This window comes from Desulfovibrio porci, from assembly GCF_009696265.1.
Taxonomy (GTDB): Bacteria; Desulfobacterota; Desulfovibrionia; order Desulfovibrionales; family Desulfovibrionaceae; genus Desulfovibrio; species Desulfovibrio porci.
This window is the reverse complement of the sequence record NZ_VUMH01000003.1, coordinates 219,709-240,988: the sequence shown is the minus strand read 5'-3', so window position 1 is coordinate 240,988 and position 21,280 is coordinate 219,709. Positions and strand designations below refer to the sequence as shown.

Sequence of the window (21,280 nt, the reverse complement as noted above, 5' to 3'; positions counted from 1 at the left end):
GCCGGCCACTTTTATCCAGGAGAGCGCATGTTTGCCGCCTTGCTACCCAAGTCCGCGCCTTTTTTCGCCATGCTGGATGAGCAGAACGGCCTGTTGCGACGCATGGCCGGACTGCTGGTCGAAATGCTCGAGGACACGTCCAAGATGGACGACGTCCACAAGGAAATCGCCTTTCTGGAAGAAGAGGCCGACCTTCTGCACACCCGGATCGTCCGGGCCCTTTCCCAGACCTTCATCACCCCCATTGATCGCGAGGACATCCTGCGCATCAATCAGGAGCAGGAAGAGGCCATGGACTGCCTGCAGAGCCTGAGCACCCGTCTGCACATCTTTGAGTTCACGCGGGTGCGCTTCCCGGCTCTTCAGATGGCCCGGACCATCAGCGCCATGCTCGACCTCACCCGGCAGATGCTGGAAGGCCTCGCCCACCGGCGCGACTGCCACAAAACCCGTGCATTCCGCACCCTGCGGGGCGAGAGCGACATGCTTCTGGCCGTGGGTCTGGCCGAGTTGATGGACGAGCAGCAGGAAATCACGCCAGCCCGGATCATGCAGATTCTGAAATGGAGCCAGGCCTACGAGCGCATGAGCATGCTGCTGGAGCAGGTCAACACCCTGGCGGAAACTATTGAAGAAGCGGTACTGAAAAATGTTTGAGGTGCCCCTTCTTCTGGCGCTCATCGTGCTGGTGGCCCTGGTTTTCGACTTCACCAACGGCGCGCATGACTGCGCCAACGCCATCGCCACCGTGGTGTCCACCAAGGTGGTCACGCCGCGCTTCGCCGTGGGCATGGCGGCCCTGCTCAATCTGGGCGGGGCGCTGTTGGGCACGGAGGTGGCCAAGACCCTGGGCAGCGGCATCGTGCTGCCGCAGGTGGTGGAAGGCAGCCACGTGCTGGTGCTGGCCGCCCTGGTGGGGGCCATCGCCTGGAATTGCATCACCTGGTATTACGGCATCCCCTCGTCGTCCTCGCATGCCCTGATCGGCGGGCTGATCGGCGCGGCCGTGGCTGCCCAGGGCTTCGACGCGCTCAACGTCAGCGGCATCGTGGACAAGGTGCTGATTCCCCTGGTGGGCTCCCCCCTGGCGGGCTATGCCGCCGGTTTTCTGATCATGTGGCTGATTTACTGGATTTTCGGGCATGTCCACCGGCGCAGGGTCAACTGGACCTTCCGGCATCTGCAACTGGTGTCCGCCGGTTTCATGGCCACCAGCCACGGTCTCAACGACGCGCAGAAGACCATGGGCATCGTCACCCTGGCCTTGGTGATCTTCGGAGAGATCGACAGCGTGGAAGTGCCCCTCTGGGTCAAGCTGGCCTGCGCCGGGGCCATGGCCCTGGGCACCGCCGTGGGCGGCTGGAAGATCGTCAAGACCATGGGACACCGCATCTTCAAGCTGGAGCCGGTGCACGGCTTCGCCGCCGAAAGCTCGGCGGCCCTGGTGATCACCGGGGCCTCCATGCTGGGCGCGCCGGTGAGCACCACGCACACCATCTCGGCCTGCATTTTCGGGGTGGGCTCCACCAAGCGGCTCTCGGCCGTGCGCTGGAATGTGGCGGGCAATCTGGTCACGGCCTGGATTCTGACCCTGCCCGCTGCCGGAAGCGTGGGCTTTATTTCCTACAAGCTGCTGCACTTCATCTGGAACTAAAGCGGATCAACATTCGCCCGCGCCCGCCGGGCTTTTCAAGACCGGCAGTCTCCATGAAGGCGGCGTCGGCGGCACGATGCGCGCCGGGACGCGCGGCAAGAACGACGCGATGGCGTTTCGCGCGCGGCCCGTGCGGACCCGCGCCCCGGCGGCGCGAATGTGGGGAAATGATTCAGCGGTTGCTGTTTTCTCGTTCTTCCTGACAGGCGCGGCACAAGCCCACGCCGGGCAGCGCATCCAGACGCTTCTGGGGGATGGGGTCGCCGCATTCGCGGCAGCAGGCCACGCCGTTGATCCATTCCGGTCCGCCGCGATCCATGGAAGCGCGCGCCCGCACCAGGGCGGACTCCCTGTCCAAGCGTTCCAGTTCGGTGGCCTGATCAAACACGTCCATCACTGTCTCCTTGTTTCCTGCATTGCGGCTGTCCGCCGTCTTCAGGCAAAGTAAGCGGCAACCCCGCCGGAGCGGGGTTGCCGTATATTTTTCGCCTGTGGTTTTTCCAAAGGGTGCTTCTCTAGCACAAGAAGCCGGAGCTGTAAACCTTTGATTTACGTCAGTCAGTTCGCCCGCAGCACGTCTTCCAGCACGCGCGTGAAGCCGTCCAGGTCCGCCTGGTCAATGGTCAGAGGCGGCAGCAGGCGCAGGGTCACGCCGTGGCTCAGGTTGCAGATGTAACCCCGGCGCAGCAGTTCTTCCCAAACCTGCGGGCCGCCGCCGGTCAGTTCAATACCCAGCATCAGACCCACGCCGCGCACCTCACGGATTTTTCCGGGCAGGCGCTGTTGCAGGGCTTTCAACTGCTCCTTGACCTGCGCGCCCAGCGCATCCGCGCGTTCGGCCAGATGGTCGCGCAACATGATTTCCACGGTTTTGGCGGCCACGGCCGAGGTGAGCGCGCCGCCGCCGAAGGTGGTGGCGTGGCTGCCGGCCTCAAAGCCCCGGGCCATTTCGTCGGTGGCCAGCATGGCGCCCATGGGCAGGCCGTTGGCCAGGGATTTGGCCATGCTGATGGCGTCGGGTTCCAGGCCGTAGAGTTGGAAGGCCCAGAATTTGCCGGTGCGGCAGAGCCCGGCCTGTACTTCGTCGCAGAGGAAGAGGATGTCTTTTTCCCGGCAGAGGGCCTGCACCCCGTGCAGGTAGTCCGCGGACAGGGGCACCACGCCGCCTTCGCCCTGGACCACTTCCACCAGCACGGCGGCCGTGGTGGGCGTGACGGCCGCGCGCAGGGTCTCCAGATTTCCGGCCGGAACCTGCTTGAAGCCTTCGGGCAACGGCGTGAAGCCCTTGCTCAGGCTTTCGCGGCCCGTGGCGGCCAGCGCGCCGAGGGTGCGCCCGTGGAAGCAGTCCTTCAGAGTGATGATTTCATAGGCGTCGCGCTGCTTGACCGTGCGCATGTAGCGCCGGGCCAGCTTGATACAGGCCTCGTTGGCCTCGGCCCCGGAATTACAGAAAAAGGCCTTGCCGTGGTGGCTGGTGGAGAGCAGCAGTTTCGCCAGATCGAGCTGTTCCTGCTGATAAAAAAGATTGCTCACGTGCCAGAGCTTGCGGGACTGGCGTTCCAGGGCCTCGCAGACTTCGTCGTTGCAATGGCCCAGACCCGCTACGGCGATGCCCGCCAGCAGGTCCACATATTCCTTGCCGTCCACATCCCAGAGGCGAGCCCCCTTGCCCCGCGCAATGGCCAGCGGGTAGCGGCTGTACGAGCGGCAGAGCAGGTGTTCTTCCTCGGCTTTGACGGCATTGAAGGCTTGCGACATGGAATGGACTCTCCTTGTGGAATGGGATCCGAAAACGGCCCGGGTCAGCGGCCCGTGTGACCGAAACCGCCCGCGCCGCGCCTGGTGGCGGCCAGTTCCGGCACTTCCTGCCAGAGGGGGCGGACATAGGGCTGAAAAATCAACTGGGCCATGCGCTCGCCGCGCGCGAGGCGGCGTTCCTCCCCGGAGGTGTTCAGCAGCACCACCAGAATCTCCCCGGTATAGTCCGGGTCGATGACGCCTACGCCCTGGGCCACGGTAAGCCCGTCGCGCGCGCCCAGGCCGCTACGGGAATAGATAAAGCCCGCCAGGCCCGCTTGTTGCGGCTGCACGCTGAGGCCTGTGGGCACGCACAGCCGGGCGCCCGGCGCAATGCGCGCTTCGGGCGTGTCCAGGCAGGCCCGAAGGTCGAAACCGGCGGAAAAGGCCGTAGCCGGGGCCAGAAAGTCTTCCCGCTCCCGCGCGTAAAGCTCGCGCGCGCCGGGACGGACAAAGGCGATATGCACCGGAGCGCCGACAGAAGCCGCGTCCGGCGTCTGGCCGGAAGGAATGGGTTTGTTTGTGGTCATCACGCCCAGTCATGTAGCGCAGGACGCTGACGGGGGCAAGTGTGCGGAGGGACGGCGGCGTCATATTTGTCGTCTGTGGGCGGCGGAGTGAAATCAAAGGAGGACGGGAAGCACGCGGCGTACAGATAGACCGCCAGCAGCACGCAAGGCACGGCAACGGCCGCCGAGGCCAGGGAGAGCAGCAGAAGGACCGCGTTGCGCATGGTCCGGCGCAGCAGCGGACGCGCGGCGAAAGTCAATAGCGCCGTGCCCACCAGGGTGGCGAAAAATTTGTTGACGGCCGAAACGGACGGGTCCAGCGCGCCCGCGCCCCAGAACAACAGGGCGGCAAACAGGACGCCCGGCAAAAGCAGGTTCCTGAAGCAGCGGAATTCCTCAGGCTCCAGAATCAGTTTCGCCGGCCAGAGCATGCCCGCCACAGTCAGCAGCAGAGCGCCCAAAAGCGTCAGAGCGGTTCCCATGCCGCAGCATAGCGCAAAAGCCCGGCGGGGGCCAGAAGCGTCCGCCTTGCTTTTACCCCTGTTTTCTTACAAGCTGCCGGGCAGAAAAGGAGCCATGATGAATACGACATCCATTGCCGTGGTGGGCGGCGGCCTGGCCGGTTGCGAATGCGCGCTGCGCCTGGCCCGCGCGGGTCTAGACGTGACCCTTTTTGAACAGAAGCCCGGCTTTCGCTCACCGGCGCATGTGAGCGACTGTCTGGCCGAACTGGTCTGTTCCAATTCGTTGCGTTCGGACGAAGCCGCCTCGGGCGTGGGGCTGCTCAAGGCGGAAATGCGCGCTCTGGACAGCGACTTTATGGCCGTGGCCGACGCCTGCCGGGTGCCCGCCGGGAAGGCTCTGGCCGTGGACCGCGAAGCCTTTGCGCGGGCCATGACCGCGCGCGTGGCCGCCGAGCCGCGCATCCGCCTGGTGAAACGCCGCATCGACGCGCTGGACGATCCCGCCCTGGCCGGGGCCGAGACCATCATCATCGCCGCCGGGCCTCTGGCTTCGGAGGAGCTTTCCGCCTCGCTGGCCCGGGCGCTGGGCACGGAACATTGTTATTTTTACGACGCCATCGCGCCCATCGTCTGGACGCACTCCCTGGACATGAGAGTGGTCTTCCGGGCCTCCCGCTACGGCTGCGAGAACGGCGGAACGGCGGGGCAGGGCGATTATCTCAACTGCCCCATGAACCGCGAGGAATACGAGGCATTTTACCAGGCCCTGCTGGAGGCCCGCAAGGTGGAGGCCCGCGCCTTTGAGCGCGAGACGCATTTCGAGGGCTGCATGCCGGTGGAGGCTCTGGCCGAACGCGGCCCGCGCACCCTGACCTTCGGCCCGCTCAAGCCCGTGGGTTTTGTGGACCCCCGCACGGGCCGCCGCCCCTGGGCGGTGCTGCAACTGCGCGCGGAAAACGCCAACAGCGAAACCTGCAACCTGGTGGGCTGCCAGACCAAGCTGACCCAGCCTGAGCAGGCCAGGGTGTTCCGGCTGGTGCCGGGGCTGGAGCGGGCGGAGTTCGCCCGCTACGGCAGCATGCACCGCAACACCTATGTCAACGCGCCCGAGGCCCTCAACGCGAACCTTTCCCTCAAAACCCGCCCGCACGTCTTTCTGGCCGGGCAGATCACCGGCGTGGAAGGCTATGTGGAGTCCGCCGCCTGCGGCCTCTGGCTGGGACTGAGCCTGGCGGCCCGCGCGCGCGACGCGGACCTGCCCCGGCCCCCGGCGCAAAGCGCCCTGGGCGCGTTGCTGAACCATCTGCAAACGCCGGTCAAACGCTTTCAGCCTTCCAACGCGCACTTCGGCCTCATGCCGGAACTGGGCGAAAAAGCCCGCAAAAAGGACCGCAAGGCTCTGTACGCGGCGCGCGCCCAGGCGGCCTTCGCGGCCTGGCTGGCCGAAAGCAGGGATGCGGGAGCGCTGTAACAGGAAAGCGGGGCGGCCGCATTACGGCAAAAGTTGCGTAAATCCGTCAAAAAAGAGTTGACGCTGGACGTTGCAGCGGCTATATAGCCTCTTGCCTCTATGTAGGAGCGTAGCTCAGGTGGCTAGAGCACTTCCTTGACACGGAAGGGGTCAGCAGTTCAAGTCTGCTCGTTCCTACCAAATGAAATTCCGGGGATTTTCCCCTCAGCATAGAAGGCGCGCCGCGTGAAAGGCGGTTCGCGTCCGGGTGTTCGGCACTGTGGGGAGGTTTGCCTCCCCATTTGTTTTTGGGGCGTTGCGCATGGGGCCCCGTCTAGAAGGAGTTTGTCATGGATGTCCGTGTGGAAGGGCAGGTGGTGGACGTTCCCGCCGGGGTCGAGGTTGCGGCGGCGCTGCAAAAGGCCCTGAGCGGCAAAAAATTCAAGGCTGTGGTGGCCGCCAGAGCCTTGGCGGACGGCCCCGATGACGCGTCCTCGTCCGGCGCGTTGCTGGATCTTTCCGCGTCGCTGCCTGAAGGCTGTTCCGAACTCGTGCCCGTCTACGCCGATTCGCCCGAAGGCCTGCGGATGATCCGCCATTCCACGGCCCACGTCATGGCCGCCGCGGTCAAACGGCTTTTCCCCACGGCAAAGGTGACCATCGGCCCGGCCATCGACAACGGCTTCTATTACGATTTTGACGTGGAACGCCCTTTCTCCAGCGAGGATTTTCCGGCCATTGAGGCCGAAATGCAAAAGATCGCCGCCGCGCGCGAGCCGTTCAGCCGCGAAGTGCTTTCCAAGGCCGAGGCCGTGGCGCGCTTCAAGGCCATGGGCGAAACCTACAAGATAGAGCTGATCGAAGGCATTGAGGCGGATACGGTTTCCCTCTACACCTGCGGCGACTTCACGGATCTTTGCCGTGGCCCGCACGTGCCGCACACGGGCTTTGCCAAGGCCTCCAAGCTGATGTCCGTGGCCGGGGCCTACTGGCGCGGGGATGAGAAAAATCCCATGCTTTCGCGCCTCTACGGCACGGCCTTTGCCGACGAAAAAGCTCTTGCCGCCTATCTCAAGCAGCTTGAGGAGGCCAAGCGCCGCGACCATCGCAAACTGGGGCGCGAGTTGAGCCTGTTCACCTTTCAGGAGGACGTGGCCCCGGGCATGGTTTTCTGGCTGCCCAAGGGCATGCTGGTGCGCGCCATTCTGGAAGACTTCTGGCGCAAGGAGCACCTCAAGCGCGGCTACGACATGGTGCAGGGCCCGCAGCTGCTGCGCGTGGAAACCTGGCAGCGTTCCGGCCACTACGATCACTACCGTGAGAACATGTATTTCACCCGGATCGAGGACGACGCATACGGCATCAAGCCCATGAACTGCATCGCGCACATGCTCATCTACAAGAATGAGCTGCGCAGCTACCGCGATCTGCCCCAGCGCTATTTCGAACTGGGCGTGGTCCACCGCCACGAAAAAAGCGGCGTGCTGCACGGCCTGTTGCGCGTGCGTCAGTTCACCCAGGACGACGCGCACATCCTCTGCGCGCCCGAGCAGCTTGAGAACGAGATTCTGGACGTCATCCACCTGATCCGCGACCTGATGCACCTCTTCGGCTTCCAGTACAAGGTGGCGGTTTCCACCCGGCCCGAGAGCAGCATCGGCACGGACGAGGCCTGGGAACTGGCCACCAGCGCCCTGATCCAGGCCGTGGAAAAGGCCGGTCTGCCCTATGAGATCAACGCCGGTGACGGCGCGTTCTATGGCCCGAAGATCGACGTGCGCCTGCTGGACTGCATCGGCCGCGAATGGCAGTGTTCCACTATTCAGGTGGACTTCACCCTGCCCGAGCGCTTCGACCTGACCTATGTGGGCCAGGACGGCGAGCGCCACCGCCCGGTTATGGTCCACCGGGCCATCATGGGTTCGCTGGAACGCTTCATCGGCGTGCTTATCGAGCAGTTCGCCGGAGCCCTGCCCACCTGGCTCGCGCCGGAGCAGGCCCGGCTACTCACGGTCACCGAGGGCGGCGACGCCACGGTGGAACGCATGCGCGGCGAATTGCAGGCCCTGGGCATCCGGGTGACGGCGGACACGCGCAATGAAAAGCTCGGCTTCAAGGTGCGCGAGGCCCAACTGGCCAAAACGCCCTATATTCTTGTGGTAGGAGAAAAGGAAGTGCAGGCTGACGGCGTGAACGTGCGCCTGCGCAGCGGTGAAAATCTGGGGCTCAAATCTATTGCGGATGTGGCCGCCCTGATCCGGGCGGACGCGGAAGAGCCTTTCAAACAAGGAGGGATGCGCTATAGCTTCGCCTAATATGAGAATGCGGCGCGACATGCCGCAGGACGGCGTACGCCGTAATGAATTGATCCGCGCGCGCGAAGTGCGCGTCATCGGCGCGGACGGTGAGCAGCTGGGAATTTTGCAACGCAACGAAGCCATCGCCCTGGCCAAAGAGGGGGGCATGGATCTGGTGGAAGTGGCTTCCACCTCTGAGCCGCCCGTCTGCCGGATCATGGATTACGGCAAGTTCAAGTACGAGCAGCAGAAGAAAAAAGCGGAAGCCAAAAAGCGCCAGACCGTGGTGCAGATCAAGGAAATCAAGGTCCGTCCCAAGACCGACGACCATGATTACGAAACCAAGCTGCGCCATATCCGCCGTTTTCTGGAAGACGGCGACCGCTGCAAGATCACGGTATTTTTCCGCGGCCGCGAAATCGTCCATAAGGACCGCGGCCTGAGCATACTGGAACGCGTTGTGCAGGATCTGGCGGATGTGGCCAAAGTGGAGCAGGAGCCCCGCGCCGAAGGCCGCACCTTGCAGATGCTGATGGTGCCCAAGAAATAATCTTCTTGCGGCCGACTGTTTTTTAAGGCACTATGCCTTCCCCGGCGGTCTGAGCAGGACGCCGGGCATATCCGTTTTTTGTTCTGTAAGGAGTACGCCATGCCCAAGATCAAAACCCGGCGCGCCGCGGCCAAGCGCTTTCAGCTTACCGGCAGCGGCAAGTTCAAGCGTCGCCGTCAGAATCTGCGCCACATCCTGACCAAGAAGGCCCCCGGCCGCAAAATGCGTCTGGGCCAGGCCACTCTGGTGGACAGCACCAATGAGAAGGCTGTCCGTCGCATGCTGCCCAACGGCTAGCAAGCGCGGCCTTTTGCCCGCTGACGGCGTCAGCCTTCGCTTTTTATTCCGGTCACGGACCAGAAGAGTCCGCTCCCGTCATAAAAAGCTCGGTTTCCTTGTCAGTGCCCAAAAATCCGCGCTTGCGCATTGCTGGGCGCGGCGGTTTTTCCTTTTTGATCCTTTCGGGTCGGCGGCACGCGTGGAGCCGCGAGCAAGCTTCAATCCGCGTCCCCCGGCAGGGGGCCTGATCATTTTTATCCACCCGGCGGGCTTTCCTCCGCCTGGCCGGTGTGAAGGAGGGTACGCCCATGCGTGTGAAGAGAGGTCTTGCCAGTCATCGTCGCCACAAAAAATATCTGAGCGCCGCCAAAGGTTTCCGTGGGGGCCGCAGCCGCCTGTACCGCACCGCCCGCGAGGCTGTGGAGCGTTCGCTCCAGTATGCCTTCATCGGCCGCAAGAACCGCAAGCGCGATTTCCGCACGCTCTGGATTCTGCGCATCAACGCCGGTGCGCGCCTGAGCGGGCTGTCCTACAGCCGTTTCATGCACGGCCTGAAGCTGGCCGGCATCGAACTGAACCGCAAGGTGCTGGCGGATCTGGCCGTCTATCAGAAAGACGATTTCGCCAAGGTGGTGGATTTGGCCAAGGCTGCCCTGAAGTAGGCGGCATGCGGCCTTTTGCGCGCTGGCCGCGTCAGAGGCCCCGGCGCGCCTTGGTTACATAGCCGGCTATGCGCCTGTGGCGCGCCGCTTGTTTTCCTTGCCGGCGCACAAAAATTCCACATGCCGCTTCAGCGCGAATTACGACGACGTCTTATGCCGGGCGGCGCGGCCAACAGCCCGCCGCCCGTGTTTATGAAAGCCTCAGCGCCGCACAGGCGGCATCGGGAATCTGCATGGACCTGATTACAGCATTGGAAGGCCTGGTACCGGAACTCGAACGAGGGCTGGACCAGGCTTCTTCTTTGGAAGACCTGGAAGGCTTGCGGGTGGATTTTCTGGGCCGCAAGGGCCGTCTCGCCCAGATCATGAGCCGGTTGCCCAAACTCGCGCCCGCCGAGCGGCCCGCCGTGGGGCAAACCGCCAACAGTGTGAAAGAGCGCTGCAACGCCCTGTTCGAGGCGCGCAAAAGCGCTCTGGAAGCCGGGCGCGAAGCCTCGGCCCTGGCGCGTTTCGACCCTTCCCTGCCGGGGCGCGCGCCCTGGCGTGGTTCGCTGCACCCCACCACCCTGGTCATGGAGGAGATCTGCGGCATCTTCAAGGGCCTCGGTTTTGACGTGGCCTCCGGCCCGGAGGTGGAGATCGACCGCTACAATTTCGAGTCCCTGAACATGCCCGCCGAACACCCGGCCAGGGACATGCAGGACACCCTCTACATCACCGAAAAAGTGCTCATGCGCACCCACACCTCGCCGGTGCAGGTGCGCACCATGCTGGCCCGCAAGCCTCCCGTAGCCGTGGTGGCCCCCGGCAAGGTCTACCGGCGCGACTCGGATCTGACCCACACCCCCATGTTCCACCAGATTGAGGGACTGATGGTGGGGCACGACATCAGCATGGCCCATCTGCGCGGCACCCTGACCGCCTTTGTGCGGGCCGTGTTCGGCGCCGACACCAAGGTGCGCTTTCGCCCGAGCTTTTTCCCCTTCACCGAACCCTCGGCGGAAGTGGACATCTCCTGCTGCATGTGCGGCGGCAAGGGACATGTGGACGGCGAACCCTGCCGCGTCTGCAAGACCACCGGCTGGGTGGAAATTCTGGGCTGCGGCATGGTGGACCCGGCGGTATACGCCGCCGTGGGCTATCCCGAGGACGTGAGCGGTTTCGCTTTCGGCTTGGGCGTGGAGCGCGTGGCCATGCTCAAATACGGCATCGGCGACCTGCGTATGTTCTTTGAGAACGATGTGCGTTTTCTGGGGCAGTTTGCCTGAGGCCGCAAGCATGAGGCGCCTTCTGACCCTGCTTGCCCTCTGCGCCGTCCTTTGCGCGGGAGCGGTTCTGACGGACGGGACCGGACCGGCTCCGCACGCGGCTTTGGCCGCCTCGGCCCTGAGCCCGCGTCACTCCGGCCTGGAACCGCCGGGCGGCCCCAAGCCCCTGGAAGGCCTGCCACCCGCCAGTGCGCCGTCGCGCACGGCCGAGGGCGGCATGGGCTATACCGACGCCTACGGCAACACCATTGAAGACCGCCCGCCCGAGGAAAAAGCGCCCCGCAAGCGCCCGCGTCCCGGAGCCTACGGTTCATACGGTTCCAGCACCGATTCCCGGCCCTTGCCGGACCCGGACGCCAAGCCGGAAACCCCGGCCTGGTCATTCAAATAGGCCTAATCAAGCCCACAGGAACGAGATATGCTGCTTTCCCTTTCATGGTTGCGTGAATTTACGCCTTACGAAGGCACTGCCGAAGCGCTGGGCGACCGGCTGACCATGCTTGGCCTGGAGCTGGAAGACATCCAGCGCCCCTACGACGCCATCAGCGCCATTGTGGTGGGCTACGTGGCGGAATGCGTCCAGCACCCCGACTCCGACCATCTGCACTGCTGCAAGGTGGATGCCGGGCAGGGCGAACTGCTGGATATCGTCTGCGGCGCGCCCAACGTGGCCGCCGGCCAGAAGGTGCCCGTGGCTCTGGTGGGCACGCGCCTGCCTGACGGCACGGTGATCAAGAAAGCCAAACTGCGCGGCGCGCCGTCCTTCGGCATGATCTGCTCCGAGCGGGAACTGGGCCTCACCGAGGATCACAGCGGCATCATGGTCCTGCCGGACTCCGCCGCAGTGGGCGCGCGGCTTGTGGATGTGCTCGAACTGGACCGGGAAGTGCTGGACATCTCCATCACGCCCAACCGCGCGGACTGCCTCTCCGTGCTGGGCTTGGCGCGTGAGACGGCCCTGGCCTTCAACCTGCCCCTGAGCGTCCCGGAACTGCCCCTGCACCTGGACGCCAACGGCCCGGAAGCCATCGTCCCTATTGAGATTACGGAGCCCGAGCTTTGCTGGCTGTATTCGGGCCGGGTCATTTCTGAGATCAAGGTGGCCCCGTCGCCCATGCGCGTGCGCCATCGCCTGCATGCCGTGGGCGTGCGCCCCATTTCCAATATCGTGGACGTGACCAACTATATTCTGTTCGAATGCGGCCAGCCCCTGCACTCTTTTGACCTGGACAAGCTGCGGGGCGGCCGCATCGTGGTCAAACCCGCCCGCGAAGGCGAAAAGTTCGTCACCCTGGACGGCCAGGAGCGGATTCTGACCAGCCGTGACCTGTGCATCTGCGACGCGGAACGGCCCGTGGGTCTGGCCGGGGTCATGGGCGGCCTGAATACGGAAATCACGGCTGAGAGCCGCAACGTCTTTCTGGAAAGCGCGGTCTTCCGGCCCGGTGCCATCCGCAAGACCTCGCGACGGCTGGGGCTTTCCTCGGAAGCCTCCTACCGTTTTGAGCGCGGCATCGACCAGCAGCGCACGATCTGGGCTCTGGACCGGGCCTGCGCCCTGATGGCGGCCTTCGGCGGCGGCGTGGTGCGGCGCGGCCTCTCCATTGAGGAACCCCGGCCCTTTGTCCCGGCGCGCATCGCCTTCCGTCCGGCCAGGGCCGACGCCCTGCTGGGCGTGCGGCTGAGTCCGGAATTCGACGAAAAAACGCTCTCCGGCATGGGCTGCGCCGTGGAAAAGGACGGCGACGCCTGGCGGGTGGAGCAGCCTTCCTGGCGACCCGACCTCACCCGCGAGGCGGACCTCATCGAGGAGGTGGGCCGGGTGCACGGCCTGGACACCATCCCGCCCGTGCTGCCGCCCGTGCAGCTGGATCTGGCGCGCGCGGCCGAGCCGGAATCGCGCTATGCTTTCTGGCTGCGGCTCAAGCACTGGGGCGCGGGTCTGGGCCTCAACGAAGCCGTCAACTATAGTTTTGTGGGCCACAAGGATCTGGACCATCTCGGCCTGCCCGCCGAGGGCCGCATTTCCATCATGAATCCCCTTTCGGCGGAACAGGACGCCCTGCGCACGGCCCTGGCGCCGGGGCTGCTTCAGGATCTGCGCAACAATCTGGCCCAGGGCGCGCAGGGGCTGCGGCTGTTCGAACTGGCCCATGTTTTCGAAGCCGACCCGGACTCGGAAACCACAGCCCATGAAACCGGCATGCTGGGCATCCTGCTCTACGGCGCGCGCCACGACACTGCCTGGCCTCATGCCGAAGCCGACATGGACTACGCGGACCTCAAGGGCGTGGTGGAACACCTGCTGCATTTTCTGCATCTGCCCGCGCCGGTCTGCCGTCAGGCCGAAACGCATCCCTTCCTCCTGCCCTGCGTGGAAGTGCTGGTCGAGGGCCGCCGCGTGGGCCGCATGGGCCGGGTCAAACCCGCCCTGGCCGAGGATTTCCACGCCCGCAAAGCCGTCTGGCTGGCGGAACTCAACCTGGAAGTGCTGCGCGAACTGCACGACAGGGCCGTGATCCGCTTCGCGCCTCTGCCGGTCTACCCGCCGGTGCGCCGCGACATCACGGTCATGGCCGGGCCGGAACTCAAGGTCGGCCAGGTGCTCGATCATCTGACCGGGCTCGGTCTGCCCCTGCTGGAGGACGCAGTGCTCGTGGACTGCTTTGAACCCCAGGGCGGCCCCGGCGTTGAAGCGGGGCGCAATCTGACCTTCCGCCTGACCTTCCGCCACGCCGGGCGGACCCTCAAGGATGCGGAAGTGGACAAGGAGCGGGAAAAGGTGGCAGAATCACTCGTGAAGAATTTGGGCGTCCGCGTTTAGGAGCCGTTTCTAAATGGTCCTTTCGTCCTCATGCGGAAACAGCTCCCGCGTATGGCCTTTTCCTTCTCCGGCGGCGTCCCGTCGTCTGTTATGAAGGGTTCATGCCTTTCATAACAGACCCGGTTTTCTTGCGGGAGAAGGAAAATCCTCATGCGCCTGAGATTCAGGAGGACGGTTCTATGCCGGAAAAAAACTACCGCATCGGCGAGGCGGCGGAGCTGCTCAATCTCAAAACCCATGTCCTGCGCTTCTGGGAGACGGAATTCCCCCAACTGGCCCCCCTGCGCACGGACAAGGGCCAGCGCCTGTACACGGAAAGCCATCTGGCGCTCCTGCGCCGTATCCGGCAGTTGCTGCACGAGCAGGGCATGACCATTGAAGGCGCGCGCCGCGTGCTGGAGGGCAGCGCCGTGCTGGATGAGAATCTGCCCGAGCGGGTGGCCGCCGTGCCGGACCCGGCCTTCATGCAGATGCTCAAGCGGGAGCTGACCTCGGTGCGCCGTCTGCTGGCCGGTCAATGACGCCGCGGCGCCGTAAACGCGCCGGATGTAGCAAAAGGTTGTTGTCCATGATTCTTTCCCCATCCCTGCTTTCCGCCGATTTTTCGCGTCTGGCCGAGGAACTGGCCGCCCTGGAGGCCGCCGGGGTAACCTGGCTGCATCTGGACGTGATGGACGGGGCCTTTGTGCCCAACATCACTTTCGGTCCCCCGCTGATCAAGGCCCTGCGGCCCCACAGCGGGCTTTTTTTTGACGTGCATCTCATGGTTGAGGAGCCGGCCCGCTATCTGCGCAACTTTAAAGAGGCCGGGGCCGATCTGCTGGTCATCCATGCCGAGGCGGACCGCCACGCCCAGCGCACCCTGACCGAGATCCGCAAGCTGGGCCTCAAGGCCGGGCTGGCCCTGAATCCCGGCACGGACCTTTCCGCAGCCCGCTGGCTTGCGCCGGACCTGGACCTTCTGCTGCTGATGAGCGTCAATCCCGGTTTTTCCGGCCAGGCTTTCATTCCCCAGACCTATGAGAAAATCCGTGCGGCCCGCGCCCTGCTGGCCGAGGCCGGAGCCGCCGGAGCGCTGATCCAGGTGGACGGCGGCGCCTGTCCGGAAAACGCGGGCCAACTGCTGGAAGCAGGGGCCGATGTGCTGGTGTCCGGTTCCGCCTTTTTCGGGCACAAGCCCTATGACGCGCGTCTGGAGGCTTTCATGCGTGCGGCCAAGGGGCTCGCCGAGCGTCCCGGCCTGCGCGCCGCCCGCGCCTGGCGGCCTGCCGCGCCGCATTCCAACCCGTAACGCCAAGAAAGGAAAAAGAGTCATGCCCACCCGCAGACAGTGCGCCAACGCCATCCGCGCCCTTGCCATCGACGCCATTGAAAAATCCCGTTCCGGCCACCCCGGCGCGCCCCTCGGCATGGCCGATATGGCCGAGGCCCTCTGGCGGCACGGCTTCAAGCACAATCCCGCCAATCCCGCCTGGCTGGACCGCGACCGCTTCGTGCTTTCCAACGGGCATGCCTCCATGCTCCAGTACGCGGTGCTCCATCTCACGGGCTATGATTTTCCCATTGAGGAAATCAAGAATTTCCGCCAGTGGGGCTCGCAGACGCCGGGGCATCCCGAGCGCGGCCTGCCCCCCGGCGTGGAAATGACCACCGGCCCGCTGGGCCAGGGCATTTCCTCGGCTGTGGGTATGGCTCTGGCCGAGCGCATGCTGGCCGCCCAGTTCAACACCCCGGAACATACGGTGGTGGACCACCGCACCTACGCCTTCTGCGGCGACGGCTGCCTGATGGAGGGCGTCTCGCACGAGGCCTGCTCCCTGGCCGGAACCTGGGGCCTGGGCAAGCTCATCGTGCTCTACGACTCCAACGGCATTTCCATTGACGGCAAGATCGACGCCTGGTTCAGCGAGGATGTGGGCGCGCGTTTCCGCGCTTACCGCTGGCAGGTCATCGGCCCCATCGACGGGCACGACAGCGAGGCCCTGGACAAGGCCCTGGCCGAGGCCCGCGCGGATCTCTCCCGCCCCAGCCTGATCATCTGCCACACCCATATCGGTTTCGGCTCGCCCAAGGCCGACTCCGCCGCCAGCCACGGTTCGCCCCTGGGCGAGAGCGCTTCGGACGCCACGCGCCGGGCCCTGGACTGGCACGAACCGCCTTTTGAAATTCCGCAGGATATTTACGCGGCCTGGGACGCGCGCGCCGCCGGGCAGGCCGCCGAAGCGGCCTGGAATGAAACTTTCGCGGCCTACAGACAGGCCAATCCGGAACTGGCGGCCGAATTTCTGCGGCGCATGGCCGGGGATCTGCCTGCCGACTGGGCGGCCGTGGCCAAGGCCATGCTCGCGGAAGCCGTGAACAAGGCCGAAAGCCTGGCCACTCGCGTGGCCTCCCAGAAGGCTTTGGAGCATCTGGTGGGCGCGCTGCCCGAGATGATCGGCGGCGCGGCGGACCTTTCCGGTTCCGTGGGCACCCTGACCTCCAAGTCCGAGCATCTCAAGCCCGGCGCGTACACCGGCAACTATATTTCCTACGGCGTGCGCGAATTCGGCATGAGCACGGTCATGAACGGCCTGGCCCTGCACGGCGGCTTTATCCCCTACGCGGGCACCTTCATGGCTTTTTCGGACCAGGCCAAAAACGCCGTGCGTCTGGCGGCCATCATGGGCCTGCGGGTGGTCTGGGCCTTTACCCACGACTCCATCGGCGTGGGCGAGGACGGCCCCACCCACCAGCCCGTGGAGCAGGTGTCCACACTGCGCCTGACGCCCAATCTGCATCTCTGGCGGCCCTGCGACACGCTGGAAACCGCCGTGGCCTGGCAATCCGCCCTGGAGAGCCGCGAGATTCCCACTTGCCTTTCGCTTTCACGCCAGAAGCTGCCTTTCTTTGAGCGTGACGCGGCCCAGGTCGCGGCCGTGTCCAGGGGCGGCTATGTGCTGCGCGACTGCCAGGGCACGCCGGAAATCATTCTGCTGGCCACGGGTTCGGAAGTGGCCCTGGCTGTGGAAGCGGCGGAACAGCTCAATGCCGACGGCCGCCGGGCGCGGGTGGTTTCCATGCCCTGCGCCGAGATTTTCGACGCCCAGGACGCGGCCTGGAAGGAAAGCGTGCTGCCCTCGGCCGTGCGCTGCCGTCTGGCTGTGGAAGCCGCCTCGCCCGACTACTGGTACAAGTACGTGGGCCTGGACGGCGACGTGCTGGGCATGCACAGCTTCGGCGCGTCCGCGCCCGGCTCGGTCATGTTTGAGCGCTTCGGTTTTACCACGGCCAATGTGCTGGAAAAAGCGAGGGCTCTCTTGCGTAAATAAGCCTTTTTGTCCGATGGCCTCAAAAATCGTTTTTCTGACATTCGGCACAAAAAAATTTTTATTTACGCGGAAATCGGCAATCATCAAGAACGCCAACCACAGGGAGGCGACATATGCCCATCAAAAAACTTGCGGATCTGGATTGCAACGGCAAGACCGTTGTCATCCGGGAAGATCTCAACGTGCCCATGAAAGAAGGGCGGATCAGCAACGACAAGCGCATCCGCGCGGCGCTGCCCACCATCAGGATGGCCCTGGACAAGGGCGCGGGCGTGGTTCTGCTCTCGCATCTGGGCCGTCCCACGGAAGGCCGGTATGAGGAGCAGTTCTCGCTCAAACCCGTGGCCGCGCGTTTGGGCGAATTGTTGGGCCGGGAGGTGCCGCTGGTCAGTGAACCGGCCGACGCCGGAAAGGTGAAACCGGGGCAGTGCGTGCTGCTGGAGAACGTGCGTTTTCTCAAAGGCGAGAAAAAGAATGATCCGGCTCTGGCCGCCCAGCTGGCGGGCCTGGGCGACATCTATGTGATGGACGCGTTCGGCGCGGCGCACCGGGCGCACGCCTCCACCGAGGGCGCGGTGCGCCAGGCCAAGGTGGCCTGCGCCGGGCCGCTGATGGTGGCGGAACTGGCGGCCTTCGCCAAGGTGCTGGACAATCCGGCCCGGCCGTTGGCGGCGGTCATCGGCGGTTCCAAGGTTTCCACCAAGTTGGGGTTGCTGGCCAATCTGCTGGCCAAGGTGGACAGCCTGATTGTGGGCGGCGGCATTGCCAACACTTTTCTGGCTGCCGCCGGTTACAACGTGGGCGCCTCTCTCTGTGAGCCGGACCTGATTCCGGAAGCTAAAAAAATCATGGAAACAGCCGGGGCGCAGGGCAAACAACTGCCCTTGCCCGTGGACGTGGTCACGGCCAAGGAGCTGGCGCCGGGCCAAAAGGCCACGGTGCATGCGGCGGACGACGTGCCGACGGACGAAATGATTCTGGACATCGGCCCCAAGACCGTGGCTCTGTATGAGAAGCTGCTGGCCGGCGCGGCCACCGTGGTCTGGAACGGACCTGTGGGCGCGTTTGAAACCGAGCCTTTCGGCGCGGGCACCAAGGCCCTGGCCGAAGCGCTGGCGGCGTCAAAGGCTTTTGTGGTCGTGGGCGGCGGCGACTCGGTGGCCGCTGTGGAAGGCTACGGCCTGGCTGACAAAATGGGCTATATCTCCACGGGCGGCGGCGCTTCCCTGGAACTGCTGGAAGGCAAGGTGCTGCCTTCGGTGGCGGCTTTGGAAGCGCGCGGCTAGAGCCTTTCTACTTTGAAATGCTCTGACGCCGCACCCAGTGCGGCGCGCCGCGAAGCGGCGTGGATTCAGCCGAAAGCCGTGCTTTTCGGCTGAATGAACCTTTGAAGAAGCATAGCGTTTCAAAGGTAATCTGCTCTAAGTCCAAGTTATCTGCTTCAAAAAGGAAATCCCCGGCCAGGCTGGCCGGGGATTTCCTCATACAGGCGCTTGCCGTCCCGCCGGGAATAGCGGGTTTTGTCCCGGTGGGGCCGGACTGGCCGCACGGCGGCCTTGCGGACCTTAAGTTCCTCGTCGCGGATCACGATGCGCAGATCCGCTTTTTTCCTGCGTCGGCGCATGATTGCCTCCTTTCACGCCATGGCGTCCGGAGCGTATACGGACGCTGGTGGAAAATGTCAAAAGCCGCGCCTTGGGTCCGGAGCTGCTTCTACATGGCGGCGGGCGTGATCACGCATTTGATGCAGTCGTCGGTTTTGTTTTCAAAAACGGCATAGCCTTCCAGAATGCGGTCCAGCGGCAGGCGGTGGGTGATCAGGGCACGCACGTCCAACCTGCCGTCGGCAATAAGCCCGAGCAGACGGCCGCAGTGCACGGCGTCCACCCCGCCGGTTTTGAAAATGAGATTTTTGCCGTACATCTGGTGCAGAGGCAGGTTCTGGGCCTCGCCGTACATGGCCACCACAGCCACGCAGGCGTGCGGCCGGGCGATTCTCCAGGCGGTCTGGAAGGTGCTTTTTCCGCCGGCGGCCTCAATGACCGCGTCCGCGCCCCGGCCGCCGGTGCATTCACGCACGCGTTCCTCCACATCTTCCCAGGCGGCGTTGATCGCATCGTCGGCCCAGCCCCGCGCCCGCGCCAGACGCAGGCGGTTTTCCAGCAGATCCACGGCGATAATCCGGCCCGCGCCGAACAGGCGGGCGCAGGCCATGGCGCAGAGCCCCACAGGTCCGGCCCCGAGCACGGCCACACTGTCGCCGGGGCGGATCTCGGCCAGCTCCGCGCCGAAATAGCCGCTGGAGAGCACGTCGCCCACAAAAATCACGTCCTCGTCGCTCAGGCCCGCCGGAACGGGATTCAGGCCGTTTTCCGCAAAGGGCACGCGCACGTATGTGGTCTGGCAGCCGTCAATGCGGCAGCCCAGTTCCCAGCCGCCGTGTTCGCAGTTGTTCACGTAATTGCGGCGGCAGAAAAAGCAGGAGCCGCAGAAGGTTTCCACATTGGCCGCCACCCGCATGCCGGGTTTGAGCTTGCGCACTTCGGTGCCGGTTTCCACGATCTCGCCCACAAACTCGTGCCCCAGAACGACGCCGGGCCGGGCGCGCGGCACCGCGCCGTCGCGGATGTGCAGATCGCTGGCGCAGATGCTGGACAGGGTTACCCGCACGATGGCGTCGCGCGGGTCCCGGATGCGGGGGAGGGGATGATCTTCCAGGCGCAGATCACCCGCGCCGCGCCAGACCAGTGCTTTCATTGTGCCGTCCATATGATGCCTCGCATGTCTGTTGTCTTACGGTCGCAGCATGCCGGAAGACGGACGCCGGGTAAAGCGGGGCGTCCGCCGCCGTGGCGGAGACATTTCATTTCAGCTTTTGCGGCGCCGAACGATTTTATTTTTCAGGCTTTTCCCGGCGCTGATCGTCCGCCCGCAGGCCGTTCAGGCGGAGAGAAGGCGGCTTGTTTTTTGTCCGTTTCCCGGGTTATCTAGTCAATAAATAAAGATTTTTCAGATGCGGCGGCCCTGGGTCCGCAGCGCCGGGACATTGCGTCCGGACAAAGCTTGGGCTATACTGGTCTATGTCGGGCAATAGCCGGAAGCGCATGTCTTCCGCGGATTTGTCCTTCTGATCCGGGAGGCGCAAGAGTGCGGCGTTTTTATCAGGAAAGCTGGCAGGGGATACCGTTCACGGCATTCTCGCACATTTCTTTTTTCCATCTGGCGGAGCCCAAGTTTTACGCCACATTTTACGAGGAGTTGTTCCGCCGCTACAAGGACTGGGACGATCTGCCCTCGACCTGGCGCGTCAACAAGCGCAAGGACGCCCGCTGGCTGGCCGGACAACTGCGCGCCCGCCTGGCTCAGGAGCCTGTCCGCGAGGGGCCGGTGCGCGTGCTCTCCATCGGCAGCGGCGTGGGCTATATGGAAAAGCTGCTTCTGGAGGAAATGCCCGAGCTGGAGCTGCACGTCAACGAACCCAGCACCGTGGGCATGAAGTGGCTCAGGCGACACATCCCCGCCGACCGCATCTACATCGGCCTGCCGCCCGCCTGCCTGCCGTCGGACGTGCAGTACGACATGATCTATCTTTCCGCCGTGGACTACGGCATTCCCAGCCGCGAACTCATCCATATGCTGGAGGAATTGCGCGCCCAACTCGCGCCCGGCGGCGAGCTGGTCTGTCTGTCCGCCTCGCTGCTGGAAGAGGATTCCTTTATCGGCAGCTTCGTCAACGCCATCAAGATCGTCATCCGCGGCGTCCTGCATTACCTGGGTATCCGGCGGCAGCAGTTCTGGGGCTGGCGGCGCACCCGCGACGAATACCGCCAGCTTTTCAAGCAGGCGGGCTTCAGCAATGTGGAGGACGGCTGGCTGGAGGACGGCTTCGAAACCTACTGGATCCGGGGACAATAGCGGGGCCGGAGGGAATATGCCGCGCGGATCATGCAAAGAATTTGTCCAATGCCCCGACGCTTCTCTGTAATCATTCAGAGCCGCAACATGATGCCTGTTGCGGCGGATTCACGCCCGAACCGCGGTGTTTTGCGCCGTCGGTCTGTTCTTCCATGGCCTGTTTTGAACGTCCTTGGCTTCCGCCGTCGGACTTCCGGCGGAATTTCGAGAGCTTTGCCAGGGGATCGTTCTTCCGCTAAACGCCGTGTATTTTTCTTTTCTCATGAGCACTCCTTTATATTTTTCCGGATATTGACTAAT

21 protein-coding genes and 1 tRNA gene are annotated in these 21,280 nt (G+C 64.3%); 16 read left to right on the top strand and 6 right to left on the bottom strand.

From position 1 onward, the window contains the following. Positions 1–27: 27 nt before the first annotated feature. Both FYJ44_RS04895 and FYJ44_RS04890 read left to right on the top strand, forming a co-directional pair. Entirely contained in the window at positions 28–657 is a 630-nt protein-coding gene (locus FYJ44_RS04895; protein WP_154509691.1) for a DUF47 domain-containing protein, read from the top strand. Continuing rightward, positions 650–1,654 carry an inorganic phosphate transporter gene (locus FYJ44_RS04890; RefSeq protein ID WP_154509689.1) on the top strand — a complete coding sequence of 335 codons (1,005 nt, stop codon included), beginning with the start codon at positions 650–652 and terminating at the stop codon, positions 1,652–1,654. The genes FYJ44_RS04895 and FYJ44_RS04890 overlap by 8 nt, the downstream gene beginning before the upstream one ends. 172 nt (positions 1,655–1,826) lie before the next feature. Here the strand turns inward: FYJ44_RS04890 and FYJ44_RS04885 are convergent, their stop codons facing one another. From FYJ44_RS04885 to FYJ44_RS04870, 4 genes are all read right to left on the bottom strand, one after another. Beyond that, positions 1,827–2,048 carry a TraR/DksA family transcriptional regulator gene (locus FYJ44_RS04885; protein ID WP_154509688.1) on the bottom strand — a complete coding sequence of 74 codons (222 nt, stop codon included), beginning with the start codon at positions 2,046–2,048 and terminating at the stop codon, positions 1,827–1,829. A 164-nt stretch (positions 2,049–2,212) separates the two neighbouring features. Beyond that, the gene (locus FYJ44_RS04880) at positions 2,213–3,412 is read right to left on the bottom strand and encodes an aspartate aminotransferase family protein (protein WP_154509686.1); all 1,200 of its coding nucleotides are present in this window, start codon (positions 3,410–3,412) and stop codon (positions 2,213–2,215) included. Between the two features lie 44 nt (positions 3,413–3,456). Further along, positions 3,457–3,981, bottom strand: a complete 525-nt coding sequence (gene dut / locus FYJ44_RS04875) for a dUTP diphosphatase (protein ID WP_154509684.1) — start codon at positions 3,979–3,981, stop codon at positions 3,457–3,459. Further along, positions 3,981–4,442: a hypothetical protein gene (locus FYJ44_RS04870; RefSeq protein WP_154509682.1), complete on the bottom strand. Its 462-nt coding sequence runs from the start codon at positions 4,440–4,442 to the stop codon at positions 3,981–3,983. Before FYJ44_RS04870 ends, dut begins: the two co-directional genes overlap by 1 nt. 94 nt (positions 4,443–4,536) lie before the next feature. Between FYJ44_RS04870 and trmFO the strand changes: the two genes are divergently transcribed. The 13 genes from trmFO to FYJ44_RS04805 all read left to right on the top strand — a co-directional run bounded on the left by trmFO (position 4,537) and on the right by FYJ44_RS04805 (position 18,351). Then, positions 4,537–5,895 carry a methylenetetrahydrofolate--tRNA-(uracil(54)-C(5))-methyltransferase (FADH(2)-oxidizing) TrmFO gene (gene trmFO, locus FYJ44_RS04865; protein WP_407643773.1) on the top strand — a complete coding sequence of 453 codons (1,359 nt, stop codon included), beginning with the start codon at positions 4,537–4,539 and terminating at the stop codon, positions 5,893–5,895. Between the two features lie 103 nt (positions 5,896–5,998). Then, positions 5,999–6,075: transfer RNA gene (locus tag FYJ44_RS04860), tRNA-Val, on the top strand. A gap of 149 nt (positions 6,076–6,224) precedes the next feature. Next, positions 6,225–8,189 (top strand): threonine--tRNA ligase, encoded by a 1,965-nt coding sequence (thrS, locus tag FYJ44_RS04855; protein ID WP_154509680.1) that lies wholly within the window; start codon positions 6,225–6,227, stop codon positions 8,187–8,189. Positions 8,190–8,196: 7 nt separating this feature from the next. Further along, entirely contained in the window at positions 8,197–8,721 is a 525-nt protein-coding gene (gene infC, locus FYJ44_RS04850; protein WP_154509768.1) for a translation initiation factor IF-3, read from the top strand. A gap of 99 nt (positions 8,722–8,820) precedes the next feature. Next, positions 8,821–9,018 carry a 50S ribosomal protein L35 gene (gene rpmI / locus FYJ44_RS04845; protein WP_022655705.1) on the top strand — a complete coding sequence of 66 codons (198 nt, stop codon included), beginning with the start codon at positions 8,821–8,823 and terminating at the stop codon, positions 9,016–9,018. A 290-nt stretch (positions 9,019–9,308) separates the two neighbouring features. Continuing rightward, a complete protein-coding gene (gene rplT, locus FYJ44_RS04840; protein WP_154509678.1) occupies positions 9,309–9,662 on the top strand; it encodes a 50S ribosomal protein L20 in 354 nt (117 codons plus the stop codon). 233 nt (positions 9,663–9,895) lie between these two features. Beyond that, positions 9,896–10,930 carry a phenylalanine--tRNA ligase subunit alpha gene (pheS, locus tag FYJ44_RS04835; protein ID WP_154509676.1) on the top strand — a complete coding sequence of 345 codons (1,035 nt, stop codon included), beginning with the start codon at positions 9,896–9,898 and terminating at the stop codon, positions 10,928–10,930. A 10-nt stretch (positions 10,931–10,940) separates the two neighbouring features. Then, entirely contained in the window at positions 10,941–11,321 is a 381-nt protein-coding gene (locus tag FYJ44_RS04830) for a translation initiation factor IF-2 (RefSeq protein WP_229772500.1), read from the top strand. 27 nt (positions 11,322–11,348) lie between these two features. Next, the gene (gene pheT / locus FYJ44_RS04825; protein WP_154509672.1) at positions 11,349–13,754 is read left to right on the top strand and encodes a phenylalanine--tRNA ligase subunit beta; all 2,406 of its coding nucleotides are present in this window, start codon (positions 11,349–11,351) and stop codon (positions 13,752–13,754) included. A 179-nt stretch (positions 13,755–13,933) separates the two neighbouring features. Further along, on the top strand, positions 13,934–14,275 hold the full coding sequence (locus tag FYJ44_RS04820) for a MerR family transcriptional regulator (RefSeq protein ID WP_154509670.1): 342 nt from the start codon (positions 13,934–13,936) through the stop codon (positions 14,273–14,275). Positions 14,276–14,322: 47 nt separating this feature from the next. Continuing rightward, complete coding sequence (gene rpe, locus FYJ44_RS04815) at positions 14,323–15,045, top strand: ribulose-phosphate 3-epimerase (protein WP_154509668.1); 723 nt, start codon at positions 14,323–14,325, stop codon at positions 15,043–15,045. 22 nt (positions 15,046–15,067) lie between these two features. Beyond that, entirely contained in the window at positions 15,068–17,065 is a 1,998-nt protein-coding gene (gene tkt / locus FYJ44_RS04810; RefSeq protein WP_154509666.1) for a transketolase, read from the top strand. Between the two features lie 113 nt (positions 17,066–17,178). Continuing rightward, positions 17,179–18,351 carry a phosphoglycerate kinase gene (locus FYJ44_RS04805; RefSeq protein WP_154509664.1) on the top strand — a complete coding sequence of 391 codons (1,173 nt, stop codon included), beginning with the start codon at positions 17,179–17,181 and terminating at the stop codon, positions 18,349–18,351. Between the two features lie 155 nt (positions 18,352–18,506). Here the strand turns inward: FYJ44_RS04805 and FYJ44_RS14420 are convergent, their stop codons facing one another. Continuing rightward, positions 18,507–18,689: a hypothetical protein gene (locus FYJ44_RS14420; protein ID WP_195840953.1), complete on the bottom strand. Its 183-nt coding sequence runs from the start codon at positions 18,687–18,689 to the stop codon at positions 18,507–18,509. Between the two features lie 89 nt (positions 18,690–18,778). Then, on the bottom strand, positions 18,779–19,822 hold the full coding sequence (locus FYJ44_RS04800) for an alcohol dehydrogenase (protein ID WP_229772499.1): 1,044 nt from the start codon (positions 19,820–19,822) through the stop codon (positions 18,779–18,781). A 390-nt stretch (positions 19,823–20,212) separates the two neighbouring features. Here FYJ44_RS04800 and FYJ44_RS04795 point away from each other — a divergent pair, with 390 nt between their 5' ends. Continuing rightward, the gene (locus tag FYJ44_RS04795; protein ID WP_288229021.1) at positions 20,213–20,980 is read left to right on the top strand and encodes a methyltransferase domain-containing protein; all 768 of its coding nucleotides are present in this window, start codon (positions 20,213–20,215) and stop codon (positions 20,978–20,980) included. The last annotated feature ends 300 nt before the right edge of the window (positions 20,981–21,280 follow it).

Excerpts from the sequence above, each read along its gene's own strand:
- dut (WP_154509684.1), bottom strand. The coding sequence starts at position 3,981 with ATGACCACAAACAAACCCATTCCTTCCGGCCAGACGCCGGACGCGGCT.
- pheS (WP_154509676.1), top strand. The coding sequence starts at position 9,896 with ATGGACCTGATTACAGCATTGGAAGGCCTGGTACCGGAACTCGAACGA.
- FYJ44_RS04890 (WP_154509689.1), top strand. The coding sequence starts at position 650 with ATGTTTGAGGTGCCCCTTCTTCTGGCGCTCATCGTGCTGGTGGCCCTG.
- FYJ44_RS04800 (WP_229772499.1), bottom strand. The coding sequence starts at position 19,822 with ATGAAAGCACTGGTCTGGCGCGGCGCGGGTGATCTGCGCCTGGAAGAT.
- thrS (WP_154509680.1), top strand. The coding sequence starts at position 6,225 with ATGGATGTCCGTGTGGAAGGGCAGGTGGTGGACGTTCCCGCCGGGGTC.
- rpmI (WP_022655705.1), top strand. The coding sequence starts at position 8,821 with ATGCCCAAGATCAAAACCCGGCGCGCCGCGGCCAAGCGCTTTCAGCTT.
- infC (WP_154509768.1), top strand. The coding sequence starts at position 8,197 with ATGCGGCGCGACATGCCGCAGGACGGCGTACGCCGTAATGAATTGATC.
- rplT (WP_154509678.1), top strand. The coding sequence starts at position 9,309 with ATGCGTGTGAAGAGAGGTCTTGCCAGTCATCGTCGCCACAAAAAATAT.
- pheT (WP_154509672.1), top strand. The coding sequence starts at position 11,349 with ATGCTGCTTTCCCTTTCATGGTTGCGTGAATTTACGCCTTACGAAGGC.
- FYJ44_RS04880 (WP_154509686.1), bottom strand. The coding sequence starts at position 3,412 with ATGTCGCAAGCCTTCAATGCCGTCAAAGCCGAGGAAGAACACCTGCTC.
- tkt (WP_154509666.1), top strand. The coding sequence starts at position 15,068 with ATGCCCACCCGCAGACAGTGCGCCAACGCCATCCGCGCCCTTGCCATC.
- FYJ44_RS04885 (WP_154509688.1), bottom strand. The coding sequence starts at position 2,048 with ATGGACGTGTTTGATCAGGCCACCGAACTGGAACGCTTGGACAGGGAG.
- FYJ44_RS14420 (WP_195840953.1), bottom strand. The coding sequence starts at position 18,689 with ATGCGCCGACGCAGGAAAAAAGCGGATCTGCGCATCGTGATCCGCGAC.
- rpe (WP_154509668.1), top strand. The coding sequence starts at position 14,323 with ATGATTCTTTCCCCATCCCTGCTTTCCGCCGATTTTTCGCGTCTGGCC.
- FYJ44_RS04870 (WP_154509682.1), bottom strand. The coding sequence starts at position 4,442 with ATGGGAACCGCTCTGACGCTTTTGGGCGCTCTGCTGCTGACTGTGGCG.
- FYJ44_RS04820 (WP_154509670.1), top strand. The coding sequence starts at position 13,934 with ATGCCGGAAAAAAACTACCGCATCGGCGAGGCGGCGGAGCTGCTCAAT.
- FYJ44_RS04830 (WP_229772500.1), top strand. The coding sequence starts at position 10,941 with ATGAGGCGCCTTCTGACCCTGCTTGCCCTCTGCGCCGTCCTTTGCGCG.
- FYJ44_RS04805 (WP_154509664.1), top strand. The coding sequence starts at position 17,179 with ATGCCCATCAAAAAACTTGCGGATCTGGATTGCAACGGCAAGACCGTT.
- trmFO (WP_407643773.1), top strand. The coding sequence starts at position 4,537 with ATGATGAATACGACATCCATTGCCGTGGTGGGCGGCGGCCTGGCCGGT.
- FYJ44_RS04895 (WP_154509691.1), top strand. The coding sequence starts at position 28 with ATGTTTGCCGCCTTGCTACCCAAGTCCGCGCCTTTTTTCGCCATGCTG.